The sequence below is a fragment of the Ferribacterium limneticum genome, assembly GCF_020510565.1.
Lineage (GTDB): Bacteria > Pseudomonadota > Gammaproteobacteria > Burkholderiales > Rhodocyclaceae > Azonexus > Azonexus limneticus_B.
The window spans coordinates 1,177,820-1,190,729 of record NZ_CP075189.1 but is presented as its reverse complement, the minus strand read 5'-3'; the positions used below and the strand labels follow the sequence as shown (position 1 = coordinate 1,190,729).

The window sequence follows — 12,910 nt, the reverse complement described above, 5'->3', positions numbered from 1 at the left end:
ATTTCCTGCCGGATGCCGTTTCATGGTCGCCCAACGTCGTTGTCCTATGGCCCCTGCTCTCGCTGGTCAGGTTATTGCAGCGAGCGGGGACGTGCGATTGGGTCGAACGGGGGAGTTGCACCCCCGAGCGCCCAGCGTAGCGCAGCGAGCCTGATTAGAGGCACTGCGCTTCAGCGTTTGCTTGACAGAGGACTGGCGATCCTCTGTCTGTCGGGTTGGCGACCCGACGTGGCCTTTCGGCCAGTGTGTTTGCAGTTGGCGTTCTGCCCGAAACATCCGCCCGGTCGGTCGGATGCTTTGGGCAGAACGCCGCAGCATGCGCACGCAGACGATCTTCATCGTCTGCCCGCTTGTGTCCAGTTTGGTATAGCGATTGCCGCCATTTTTGCGTGGAACATCAATATGTGTGACTACGTCACATCAAATCACACTGCATTGGTGCGGGATTCCTATACGGGGTATTAACCCCAAATAGGAATCCCGCACCAATGCCTGCCACGACGCCTGTCTCGCGTAATAAAACCGCCGCCCTGAGTCGCGTTCTGGATTTGGTCCCACGCGGCTACCAACGGTACACCTCAGGCACCATCAAGGCAGCCAAGGCTGAGCGCCTCGCCCACAAGTTCCACGCCCGCTACGCTATCGGCGCCACGCCGGCGCAGCGTTTGGTCAGAAAACATCGGGGGGACGCCAACGCCCTCCTGGTCCTGTACTGGCCGGAAAACGCCGAGATTGTGCATTGGCTATTGCTCGCCACGGAGGGCAACGGCCTGGAACAAGAAGACTGGCAATCTGTCACCAGCAAATCACGCTTGGTCTGGCTGGGCTACGAACTAGTGCGCTACCCAACTCGTGGCCGTACGAGCTGGACATGGCGCCGCCCCAAATCCGAGATGGCCGAACACTATCTGATGTTGGCCTCACTCACCGGCCAGCGCAACGAAACCGCCGTACAGGGTTGGCTGGAGCGACTTGCTCATCAGCCCGGATTCCACGGCGTGCGACAGCAAACCTGGAGCCTGTACCAGGAGGCTCACCGGAGAGGTTTCACGGGGGAACTGCCGGTCATCTACTACGTGCAGAAAATCAGTCACGGTGAGCCGATGCAACTCGCCGTGAGTTAAGCAACCGGAAAACATACTCAGCACAGTCCTCCGGGCGCCCCGCTGCCGTACCATTGGGCTTGGGGGCCCCCGCAATAAGGCAAGCTCCTCGGCTCTATCAGGAACCGAGAGTTTCTCAGGCTCGTCGTGCAGTACGAGTTTGCCGAAACGACTGCACGGGGCCCCCATCCGGTGCTTCGGGCCGTGTCCCAGGGGCAGTCGCCAGCCGAGGTACACTGGCGGCGGCACCACCGGGATGACGACTGCTGGGCCCCATGGCCTTCTCCACGAGAAAGCCGCACTCACCATGGTTGAATTGCCGGTTGCCCGCTCTCTCACCCCCTCGTTGACGGGGTGAGTCTTCCCCGCATGCGCCCTCTCACGCGCAGGATCACCCGAGCGGAACGGTGCGACCAGGCCTCACCTCCCGGGCAAACAAAAACATTGAGGCGATTCGCTATACAGGGCATCAACCCAGCAAGGAATCCCTGATGCCAGACAACCCACCCTTGATGCAACCGACGTCGGTTTCACTCAAAATTAATCGAACGAGTGCCATGCTCTATGCCAACCGGTACGTCCGCCTGCCTGACGGCAGTGGCGCATCGTCACAGTCGTATCTCGCCTCGTTTCCCATCACCGCCACCGAGCTACCCGCGGGCTTCGAATCATTGCTCAGAGCCGCGACCACAGGACGTCCGGAGCGCTACCAAGCACTCATGCAGCGCATCGAGACTGACGTTCTGATTCCCGCGCGCCAGCGCGAGGCCGATGAGCGCGACCGTCGAAACCGGCAGGCCATCGAGAACGGCCTACGTTGGGCCGCCCAGAATATCGAGGCCATCCCCAGCCTGCCGGCGTACAACGAACTTATCGACCGCCCGGAGCTCCAGCGACTCCTCGCCAACCTCATGGATGCCTCCGCAACGCTGGCATCCAGCATGCCGCCGGCCATGCCGGTTGATACGCCGACACCCTCCGCCGAACCCAATCCATTTCCGGAGGAACGGCTCCAGGCACTCATGACGAATCTGGAAAACACCTGCCTCGAGATCGGCGCACTGCTGCCGGAGTCAGCCCAGGTCTTCAAGCGAGGCCATATTTTCGAGCGCGAAACAGTCGCCCTGGTCAAACGCCTGTGGTTCAGAACATCCGATGTGATTGCCCGCCTCGGGAGCCGGGCCCAATTTCGGCGCCCGGCCGGATGGAGTGCACTACGTCCGTCTGTACTGGAAGAGGAGAACTAATTAACTGCCCCGGATTGCCCATAGCAGGCGGACATCAATAAGCCACCCGGCCTGGTCACCGGGTGCCTAGCCAATCAGGGGTTGCGCCGGGCTAATGCCCCGCCAAACAACGCTATGACGTTGCTGGGCTGGGACTGCGACACCGGCACGACTGGCGATGTCTTGGGTTGCACGTGAACCACCGACGTCACGGTATCTACCCGACGACGACGCCCATGGTGGAAATACTCCTTGCTGGTACGCTCCATGGCCACGCCATCCATCTTCTCAGCGAGGTTGCCACAGCAGAGGTGGGCGTAGCGCAGCAGCATGCGGGTATCCCGATGGCCTGAGATGGCCTGCAGCTCGATAAGTTGGAACTGCCCCGATTCAGCGAGGCGACTGATGGCTTCATGGCGCAAATCATGGAAATGAAGGTCTTCAATGCCAGAAGCCGGTACGACCCGCCTGAAAAAGGCAATCTTCAAGGCATTCGCCGTCAGTTTCAGGAGGGGCTCGTCATCGGCTCTGCACTCTGCCATCAGTGATTCGCACACCTGCATCGCACGGGTTGTCAGGGGCACCTTGCGGGGCTGACCATTTTTGGTGTCACGCAAGTAGGCGTAGCGTTCTTCGAGGAAGACGTCGCATTTCCGGATGGACAATAACTCTCCCCGTCGTGCCGCAGTTTCCAGCGCCAGAACGATAGCCGGCTCGACATAAGGATTCTCATCGGCCTGGGCGGCCTCGAGCAATCGCCACTCTTCGTCAGGCAGTAGGCGCCGGTCACGCTCATTGAAATACTTCGGCCGCCGTAGGCCGACAAAGGGGCTTTCGGCTGCAGCAATTTTCCAGACATCCGCCGCATAGCGGATCACCTGGGAAATCACGTCCAGGTCGCGGTCAACGGTGGCCGGCGCCACTTCAGTCAGTCGGTCAGTAATGAAATCCTGTAGGTCCTCGGTGCAAAGCGCCGCCATTTTCTTGTCGACGAACGCCTCGGTACGCAGGAGGCGGTTGATGCGGGTCCTCTCGACATCAGCGCCCTTGTGGCCGGGGACAACTTCGTCCCGATAGCGCTCCATAACGTCGCGCAGCGTCGTTTGGGCGGCGCTCGCGTAATCCCGAATAATGCTGACCGATAGCTCCGATTCAATTTTCAGCCGAGCCTGTTCGGCCTGTTCCCTCGTGTCAAACGTGATGACCTGGACGCGGGCCCCTTTGCGACGGACCCGCAACTGGAACGACGTCTCGAGCTGGACGAGCTGGGCTTTGATGCCTTGCGTGGTGAGCAACTCACGGTAGGCTTGTGCATCCGCCTTGCGATTGAAGGGGAAGCGCTGATTGCATTGCGGCTTGTTACGCGCCTCGACCTGCCAAGGGGAGCGGTTCTGAACATTGCTGCAGCGCGATGGCTGACGAGCCATGGTAACTCCTTTCGTAAGAGTTACCGTATAGCGATCTAGCGGCTTTTCCGAGGCGCAGAGCCGAAAGATTTCGGATCGTCAGCTCAGAACCACCCGGATTCGTTGGCACACGATTGGAGCATAGACAGAAACTTATGCTCCAATGGGACGCAGCAAACGAAAAAAGCCCTGAATAATCAGGGCTAATTCCGTCTTTACTTGGTCGGAGTGACAGGATTCGAACTTGCGACCCCTGCGTCCCGAAGACAGCGGACAACCAAGCAATACAAAGCCCTCAGAAGCCATACTATAATTGTTGGCACAGCGTTGGCACAATAGGTATGAAATGGCGACCATCAATAAGCGTGGAGACTTCCAATGGCGAGCTCAAGTTCGCCGGCAAGGCTACCCTGCCCAGAGCAAAACTTTTGAGACTCGTGAGGCTGCTGAAAAATGGGCTCGAGCCATAGAACGCGAACTGGATATTGGTCTCTATATTAACCGTGGGCCCGCCGAAAAAAATACGCTGGGCGACATTCTCAAGCGATATCTCGACGAAGTCGTTCCCACGCACAAAGGGGCCGATGTCGAAAAGATTCGGATCAATGCCATCCTCAAAGCCAAGGTCAGCCAACTGGCCATGATTGCCTTGACGCCAGCAGCTCTCGCTGAGTGGCGCGACGAGCGGCTAAAAGCGGTAGCCCCCGCCACTGTTCGTCGCGACCTGGACATCATTTCTGCCGCCATCAATACGGCTCGAAAGGATTGGGGAATCCATATGGACAATCCCATTCTGTCGATGCGCCGCCCCAAGCCATCAAAAGCCAGAGAGCGCCGCCTGATTCTCGATGAAGAACAACGCCTGCTAGCTGCCCTGGACAACGAGGAACGCGATGATCATGGACGCCTAGCTAGCGGCACGCGCAATCCATGGATCAAGCCATTGGTTCGCCTGGCCACGGAAACCGCAATGCGGCGAGGAGAACTGCTGTCGCTGACATGGGACAACATCGACTTGGGCGAGCAGACTGCTTACCTGCCAGACACGAAGAACGGCACATCGCGCTCTGTTCCTCTTTCAATGGCCGCAGTTGCCCTTCTGAGGGCTCTACCAAGGCATCTCAGCGGGCGCGTTTTCCCGATCACAGAGGACTCGGTTAAGAAGGCCTTCACTCGCGCCCTAACGCGCGCAAGAGATGCCTACGAGAAAGAATGCAACGAGACACTTACAAAACCCGATGGGCGCTTATTGGACTTGCACTTTCACGACCTGCGCCACGAAGCTACAAGCCGCATCGCAGAAAAGCTCGACAACATCCTTGAGCTATCCGCTGTCACAGGGCACAAGGATGTTCGGATGTTGAAACGGTATTACCACCCGAAAACATCCTTACTAGCAAAAAAACTAGGATAAAACTAATTTTTATCTTTTTTACTTAAACAAGGACTGTGTCCAATTTCACACAAAAATTTCTTAAAAGATCTAGAACTTATCGAGAGCTTATCAATATCTTGATGCGCGGCAATACGCGGAGGATCCATTGTTTTATGAAAACTTGTTTTAATTGCACAACTATCCAGAAGTTTCAATGGATCCTTAACCATATCTGCGCCACCACGTTTTATCGCATTCTCAATAGATTCAAATTTATTAAACCGCTTTTGCATCTTTCGCAATGCATCCGGATCTCCAATCATCCAATTTTCCAAACAGTGATGCTTTACAACTGGTGTAATCAGCAAATCAGGATGCGCCGAACAAAAGGCCTCTTTTAACTCACTCGCAAACCGAACTGGGCAAGGCCTATCTTCGAGATCAATAATAACAACAACCTTGGTAGCACCTCGCCTCCTTAATTGATTAATAACATTTCTTGCCGCAGCAACAATAACCTTTGGATTTGCCTTTGGCTGCAAATCTGCATATAACGGCCTACCAAAAATCTTGAGACTTTGATCAATCTTTGAAATATACGCTCTAACCGTCTCAATTTCACCAATCCCCTCCACCACAACCCCTATCATTGCTCTCCTCCAGGAAGGGGTACAGCTTCCACAATGCAACCAGTATCTAGCATATCGAAAAGCCGATCCACTCCACTCTCCCAATTCAACAAAAGATCAGGATCCAGCTCCACCAATGGCTTCACATGAGTTGCACCATTGCGCTTAAAGCAAACCAAGACTGATTTTGGATCGACAGCATTTAATATTAATGGCGAATGTGTCGTAACAATAATTTGCGAAGTTTTGCTTAATTTCCTCAAAACTGCAGCAATTTGCCGAACTATCCAGGGGTGAACTGAGTTTTCAGGCTCCTCTATGAACATTAATGAATTTCTAGGATCTGCCAACGCGGAAAGAATTGCCAACGTTTGAATTGTTCCGTCGGAAACGTCTTCAGCAGCCCACGCACGACCGAAACTAGATTCTTTAAAAAACAACCCTAGTTGTTTAGTATGAAGATACCCAACCGTTATCTCTTCTAAATCAGGAATGATATCCCTCATCGCCGACTCAACTGTAACCCAGGCATCTTTGTGCCTTCGTTGAAGCCAATCAACAAGAGACGGTAGATTCTGACCATATCCAGACAGCCTTGGATTTGGAGAAGGCGCACCAGAACCACGAGATATCTGGGGAGAAAATTGATGAACAGCAATTGCCCCCATCAATGCGGCCAACTGAGGGAACAGTTGTTTCGCAAAGAGCTCATACAGATCAGATTCCGCTTGAAAATCATTATATATCTCTAAAAACTTCTCGAGATTTTCCCTAAGCACTGCATGATTGGATGTTACCTTTATTAGGTTATCTTCCCGAATCAACTTACAAAGAACATAGTCATCACTCGGAGAAAATAGATCACTCTTAAAATCAACTCCTCGAAATACCATCTCTAAACTTTCAGACTCTAGGACATATTCAGCGCCAACTGATTGGCGAGCCGCCCTAAATTTGAAATGGTGATTCACCTCTAAGCGCGAACGCGGCCTTACTCCGGGAGTCATTCTCCGAAATGCCTGATGCGTAAAAAAGCGCCGGAGCAAACGTCCAACAACTATTGCCCGCACAAAAAATTCGACCGGGGATTTCGTCCGCCTAATCTTGCGAAAGGCAATATTCTCATAGCCCCCCTTCTTGGCGACAGCGTACTCCAGACCATTTTGATATACATCACCAATAAAATCAAAAGCTGACGCAATATTTGACTTACCGGATCCGTTTGGACCTATAAGAACAGTAAAATCGGAAGGCGAAATTTGAACATCACGTAATGATTTGTAGTTTTTTATACCCAAGAAGTCTATTTTCATTTTTCCCTCACAAAATCATCTATTGTTCAATAATCGGTTTTTTGTGCACCTGAGCCCCAGAAATTCTTTCCTGAGAAACTCCATCAACGATCTCGAACAAATCGTTTCTCCACTCGACGCCTTCGGCTATTTGCTCTTTATATATTTGCTGACCATCAAAATATCGTTGCCCACACCATGTAACACCAACGGCAGCCCCTGATCCCTTCCGATACAAACGAACTAACTGAGGAGCACCTCCAGATGCTTTGTCTGTATTTGATCGTATCGCGTCACATAATCCTGAAAAAACAACTCTCGACGTATTACCTTCACTAGTATTATTCCACTTCTCAATCCACTCCAATGCGACGGACTTTCCGGTACCAAGCCCCTCTAGTACGGAACTATTTTTCGCATTTGGACACAGCAGCAATTGCTCATGCCATTCCTGTTTTTTTGAAAAATAACTTAAAACACCAACATAAAATTCAGACTCCACACCTTCCCCAATCCGGAATCCGTGCATAAAATTCAAATCAACACTTTGTGGCCAAGGATAGCTATTCCAGTTTCGCTTTATTGCAAAAACAAACTTCCCAAACCTTGTCTTCGCACTATCTTTGTCATCGAAAAGCAGTCCGTGCTCAGCCAAACTGACAATTTGGGAAACCAATGTAACAGCCAATTCAACGTTACCTGCCAAAGCAAAAATGTCTGGCGTTGTTCGCGCCGCAAATACTTTTTTAATATGATCCCATGTAACAACTGATTTATCCTTTTGCTCCCAAGATATTCGGCTATCACTTGCAAAGTATAAAGATGCTGGTTTTTGACCTGTCCGCTTCGAGTCTGCACCAAACCACGAGATTACTGTTGTCATAGATATTTTTTCGGTTTCTTTATAGAATCGTTACCAGCAGCTGTCTGCAACGAGCAACTCCCCATGCCTCCCATTCAATGGAGGTGCGAGGTGCTAGCCGGGTAGGTGTCTTCCATCTACCCGGTGATTGGGGTTCAGGATAGCTGATGGCTTTGAACCATTGAGTAACCAATAAGTTATTTCTAAGCCCATTGCTCGCCAATAGCCTCAACTTGTCTTAGCACTAACTCAATAGCTGATTCCTGCATATCCGGTGGATATTTGTACTTGCGGAGGATGCGCTTAACCATGAGCCGCAGCTTCGCCCGAACACTCTCCCGAGCTGACCAATCCACCGTAATGTTCTGGCGCAAATTTTCGGTCAGTTCGTGGGCGATTTTCTTCAGCGTTTCGTCTGATAGCTCGCGCACTGCTGATTCGTTGTCGGCTAGGGCATCGTAAAAGCGCACCTCGTCATCATTCAGACCCAGTTCCTCGCCACGATTCGCTGCCGCCCGGAACTTCTTGGCCATCTCGATCAACTCTTCGATGACCTGGGCTGTTTCGATGGCGCGGTTTTGGTAGCGCTTGATGACGTTGCTCAATAGCTCGGAGAACTTCCGTTCCTGCACGACATTGGTGGCGAACTTGCTCTTGATCTCGCCTTCAAGAAGGCGTTCCAGCAGCTCAACTGCGAGATTCCGCTCGGGCAGATTGCGGACATCAGCCAGGAAGTCGTCATCGAGGATGCCGATGTTCGGCTTGTCCAGCCCGACCGCGTCGAAAACATCGACGACCTCTTCCGAAACCACTGCCGAACCAATGATCTGGCGGATCGCCAGTTCCTTTTCTTCGTCACTGCGCTTCTTCTGGCTCAGGTCGCGCTTGGTCAGAATCACCTTCACGGCTTGATGGAAAGCCACTTCCTCGCGCACGGCCTTCGCTTCATCCAGCGTGCAGCACAACGTGAAAGCCTTGCTCATCGCCAGTGCCGTATCGGCGAAGCGCTTCTTGCCGTCTTTCAGACCCAATACATGATTAGCGGCACCGGCCAGCCGTTTGTGGCCGGCGCACAGAAAATCGCTATAGTCGAAGCCATGCAGTAGGCCACGCAGGATGTCGAGCTTCTCTTCCAGCACGGCATAGGCTTCGGCAGCATCGACCGTCGGCCGGCCGCGTCCGTTGCTGTTGGTGTATTCCCGCAAGGCGCTTTTCAGTTCGTTGGCGATGCCGATGTAGTCCACTACCAGCCCGCCCTGCTTGTCCTTGAACACCCGATTGACCCGGGCAATGGCCTGCATCAGGTTGTGGCCCTTCATCGGCTTGTCGACATAGAGCGTATGGACGCAAGGCGCATCGAAGCCGGTCAGCCACATGTCACGCACGATAACGATCTGCAGCGGGTCGGCCGGGTCCTTGAAGCGCTTCTCCAGCCGTTTCTTGACCTGCCCGCTGTAGATGTGCGGCCGTAGCAGCGCCTTGTCGCTGGCCGAGCCGGTCATCACGATCTTGATGGCGCCCTTTTCCGGGTCGGCGTCGTGCTGCCATTCCGGCCGCAGCTTGACGATCTCGTTGAAGAGATGGACGCAGATCTCGCGGCTCATGGCGACCACCATCGCCTTGCCGCGCTGCGCCTTGTTGCGTTCCTCGAAGTGGGCAACCAGATCGTCGGCCACGCTGGCAATGCGCGGCTCGGCACCAACCACCTTTTCCAGCGCCGCCCATTTGCTTTTCAGCTGCGCCTTCTGGCTGTCTTCCTCGTCCTCGGCCAGCTCATCGACCTCGTCGTCGATCTGCGGCAACTCTTCCTGCTTCAGCGACAACTTGGCCAGGCGCGACTCGAAGTAGATGGCGACCGTTGCCCCGTCCTCTTTGGCCTGTTGCATGTCGTAGACGTGGATGTAATCACCGAACACGGCGCGGGTATCGCGGTCCTCCGACGAAACAGGCGTGCCGGTAAAAGCCACAAAGGTGGCATTCGGCAACGCATCGCGCAAATGCTGCGCGTAGCCGACCTGGAAGCTGGTTTGATACTCGGCGGCAGGCTCAGCCACCATGAAAACCTGCGCGTCGTTGGCTGCTACGGTCGACCGGAAATTTCGGCCAATTTTCAATTTGGCCTCGAAACCGTACTGCGTCCGGTGCGCCTCATCGGCAATCACCACGATGTTGCTGCGTTCGGACAAAACAGGGAAGGTATCTTCATCCTCGCCTGGCATGAATTTCTGGATAGTCGCGAAGACGATGCCGCCGGATGGCCGGTTGCCCAGCTTGGCGCGCAAGTCCTGCCGGGTATTGGCCTGCACCGGCTGCTCGCGCAACAAATCCTGCGCCAGCGAAAACACGCCGAACAACTGCCCATCCAGATCGTTGCGGTCGGTGATGACGACGATGGTCGGGTTCTCCATCGCCGTTTCCTGCATCACCCGCGCGGCAAAGCAGGTCATGGTGATGCTTTTGCCACTGCCCTGCGTGTGCCAGACGACGCCGCCCTTGTGCGTGCCGCCGGGGCGCGATGCCACCACTACCTGGTTGATCGCCGCCCGCACCGCATGGAACTGGTGATAGCCGGCAATCTTCTTGACCAGCGCGCCGTCATCCTCGAACAGCACAAAGAAGCGCAGATAGTCAAGCAGTTGCGACGGTGCCAGGACACCATGAATCAGCGTTTCCAGCTCGTTGAACTGGCCCAGCGGGTCGAGCGTCAGGCCATCAATCGTCCGCCACTGCATGAAGCGCTCGGCGTTGCTTGAGAGCGAGCCAAGCCGCGCCTCGCTGCCGTCCGAAATAACCAGTAGCTCATTGTACTGGAACACATCGGGGATCTGTTCCTTGTAGGTCTGAATCTGATCGTAGGCTTTCCAGATGTCGGCCTTCTCGTCGGCCGGATTCTTCAGCTCCAGCAGCACCAGCGGCAGACCGTTCACGAACAGGATCACATCCGGCCGGCGCGTGTGGTGCGGCCCTTTGATGGAGAACTGATTAACCGCCAGCCAGCGGTTCTTGGCAGGGTTGCTCCAGTCGATCAGGCGAACGAAATCTCCGCGCGTTTCGCCCTCTTTCTGGTATTCCACCGGCACACCGCCAACCAGCAATTTGTGGAAATGGCGATTGGCCGAAAGCAAAGCCGGGATGCCGAGATCAAGCACCTGCTTGAGCGCATCTTCCTTGGCTGCAGTCGGGATGTCCGGGTTCAGGCGGTGAATCGCCTCGCGCAAGCGAAAGGGCAATACCACCTGCAGGTAATCGGCGCGCTCGGGGTGCTCGCCGTCCGGGGCGATGTCCGGGCCAAACAGTGTCTCGTAGCCGGCCTCGGCCAGCCAGCCCAGCGCTTCCTGTTCGAGTTGGTCTTCAGTCATGGCAGCCCCGTTTCAACGCGTCATCAACTCGATGTAAGCCTGATAACTGTAGCTGCGGTTTTTCTTCTGACCGGTCAGTTCGCTGACGATGCCCAAATCCTCCAGCAGCTTGACCGCCGCATTCGCCGTGGGAAAGCTGGTGTTGAGAGCCTGGCGGGCCAATTCGACGGTAAAGCGCGGCATCATGGGCAGTGCTTCGAACAGGCGGTAACTCGCCGGGCCAGCCTTCGGCGAAGCCAGCAGTCGGCGACGGTCGGCCGCTATCAGGCTGGCGATGGCAACGATACTGCTTTCGGCCTCGCTGGCCGCAGCCGCTACGCCCTCCAGGAAGAAGCTGACCCAGCCTTCCCAATCACCTTGCGTGCGGATAGCAGACAATTGCTGGTAATACGCTGACTGGTGCTGCTTCAGATAACCGCTGAGATACATCAGCGGTTCGGGCAACAGGTGCCAATGCTCCATCAGCGCCGCAATCAACAAGCGCCCAATACGACCGTTACCATCGAGAAACGGGTGAATGGTTTCGAACTGGGCATGCACCAGGGCAATTTTTACCAGCGGCGGCAAGGCCGGGGCCGAGTCGTCATGAATGAAGCGCTCGACATCGGCCAGCAAATCCGCCACCCGCTCCGCCGGCGGCGGTACAAACGCGGCGTTGCCGGGCCGCGTGCCGCCAATCCAGTTTTGCGAACGACGCAACTCGCCCGGCTGCTTGCCGCTGCCGCGAACACCGTTGAGCAGCAAACGGTGGGCATCGCACAACAGTCGTACGCTGATCGGCAGCCCTGCCGGATCGCGCAGATTGTCCTGAACCAGCCGAAATGCACGCAGGTAATTGGTTACCTCTTCGACATCGTCAGTATTGCCGATGGCAAAACCGGCCTCTTCATCGAACAGATCGACCAGTGTCGCCTGCGTGCCCTCGATCTGGGAAGTCAGCAAAGCCTCCTTACGGACGGCGCTATAGAGCAGCCAATCCACCGAAGGCACCAGCCCCGACACCCCGGACAAGCGTGCTAAGGCCAGCTCCGCCGCCCGATTGCCAGCCTCGAAGCATGCAGGCGCCAATAGCGGCTCGCTCGGCGGCAACGGAAGCGGAACAAATGCCTGAACAGCTTCGCCCAACGTAGTGGAAGTGGCGTAAGTGCCGGTGCGGCGCATGGTATAAAAAGATTCTTTAAACGATGTTCAGGATATTAAAGCAATCGTTAATACAATGTCACGCAACGAAAGGATTCTTGAATATGGCTGTTGTAGTTCAAATAGCTACGACAATAGCCGAAGATGCTACAACGCTGCTTCGTCGCCGGTAGGCGCAACAGCCCCGAGATCAGGCGGTGGAGCAGAGTGTCGCGGATGGTGGCGAGAGTTTCTTGCTCAATTCTTTGGCTATAATCAGCTTTAAGTGGATTGGGGGTTCCCGGTCGGCGCTATAGCCTCGGTGGGTTCACCGGGGCTTTTCGCTTTATCCCTGGCAGGTTTTTCCAATACCCGCCGCCCAATCAGCGCTATCTCTAAATCAGAAAGATGAAGCCCAGATAACTTGGATCAAGCACCGATAGGTTGTGATCACCGGACACATCAAGAAACAAAAGCTTGACGTTAAAGCCTCGTCAAGAACAGCCTCGGCTTCGGCGGGCATAACTGGGTGAAGATTT

At 54.9% G+C, this 12,910-nt stretch carries 9 protein-coding genes; 3 read left to right on the top strand and 6 right to left on the bottom strand.

The features are described 5' to 3' along the window. The first annotated feature begins 488 nt into the window (after window positions 1–488). The gene (locus tag KI610_RS05805; protein WP_226497714.1) at window positions 489–1,124 is read left to right on the top strand and encodes a hypothetical protein; all 636 of its coding nucleotides are present in this window, start codon (window positions 489–491) and stop codon (window positions 1,122–1,124) included. A gap of 470 nt (window positions 1,125–1,594) precedes the next feature. Then, window positions 1,595–2,350 carry a hypothetical protein gene (locus KI610_RS05800; RefSeq protein ID WP_226497713.1) on the top strand — a complete coding sequence of 252 codons (756 nt, stop codon included), beginning with the start codon at window positions 1,595–1,597 and terminating at the stop codon, window positions 2,348–2,350. A gap of 74 nt (window positions 2,351–2,424) precedes the next feature. On the opposite strand, the gene KI610_RS05795 is transcribed toward KI610_RS05800, so the two are convergent. After that, a complete protein-coding gene (locus KI610_RS05795; RefSeq protein WP_226497712.1) occupies window positions 2,425–3,756 on the bottom strand; it encodes a site-specific integrase in 1,332 nt (443 codons plus the stop codon). A 325-nt stretch (window positions 3,757–4,081) separates the two neighbouring features. Here KI610_RS05795 and KI610_RS05790 point away from each other — a divergent pair, with 325 nt between their 5' ends. Further along, window positions 4,082–5,149: a site-specific integrase gene (locus KI610_RS05790; RefSeq protein WP_226497711.1), complete on the top strand. Its 1,068-nt coding sequence runs from the start codon at window positions 4,082–4,084 to the stop codon at window positions 5,147–5,149. 2 nt (window positions 5,150–5,151) lie between these two features. Here the strand turns inward: KI610_RS05790 and KI610_RS05785 are convergent, their stop codons facing one another. The 5 genes from KI610_RS05785 to KI610_RS05765 form a co-directional block, all read right to left on the bottom strand. Further along, window positions 5,152–5,760 (bottom strand): DUF4276 family protein, encoded by a 609-nt coding sequence (locus KI610_RS05785; RefSeq protein ID WP_226497710.1) that lies wholly within the window; start codon window positions 5,758–5,760, stop codon window positions 5,152–5,154. Beyond that, window positions 5,757–7,052 carry an AAA family ATPase gene (locus tag KI610_RS05780; protein WP_226497709.1) on the bottom strand — a complete coding sequence of 432 codons (1,296 nt, stop codon included), beginning with the start codon at window positions 7,050–7,052 and terminating at the stop codon, window positions 5,757–5,759. The genes KI610_RS05785 and KI610_RS05780 overlap by 4 nt, the downstream gene beginning before the upstream one ends. Before the next feature lie 19 nt (window positions 7,053–7,071). Then, entirely contained in the window at window positions 7,072–7,914 is an 843-nt protein-coding gene (locus tag KI610_RS05775) for a hypothetical protein (protein WP_226497708.1), read from the bottom strand. 182 nt (window positions 7,915–8,096) lie between these two features. Continuing rightward, window positions 8,097–11,252 carry a type I restriction endonuclease subunit R gene (locus KI610_RS05770; protein ID WP_226497707.1) on the bottom strand — a complete coding sequence of 1,052 codons (3,156 nt, stop codon included), beginning with the start codon at window positions 11,250–11,252 and terminating at the stop codon, window positions 8,097–8,099. Window positions 11,253–11,264: 12 nt separating this feature from the next. Next, window positions 11,265–12,233, bottom strand: a complete 969-nt coding sequence (locus KI610_RS05765) for a Fic family protein (RefSeq protein ID WP_404827475.1) — start codon at window positions 12,231–12,233, stop codon at window positions 11,265–11,267. Window positions 12,234–12,910 lie beyond the last annotated feature (677 nt).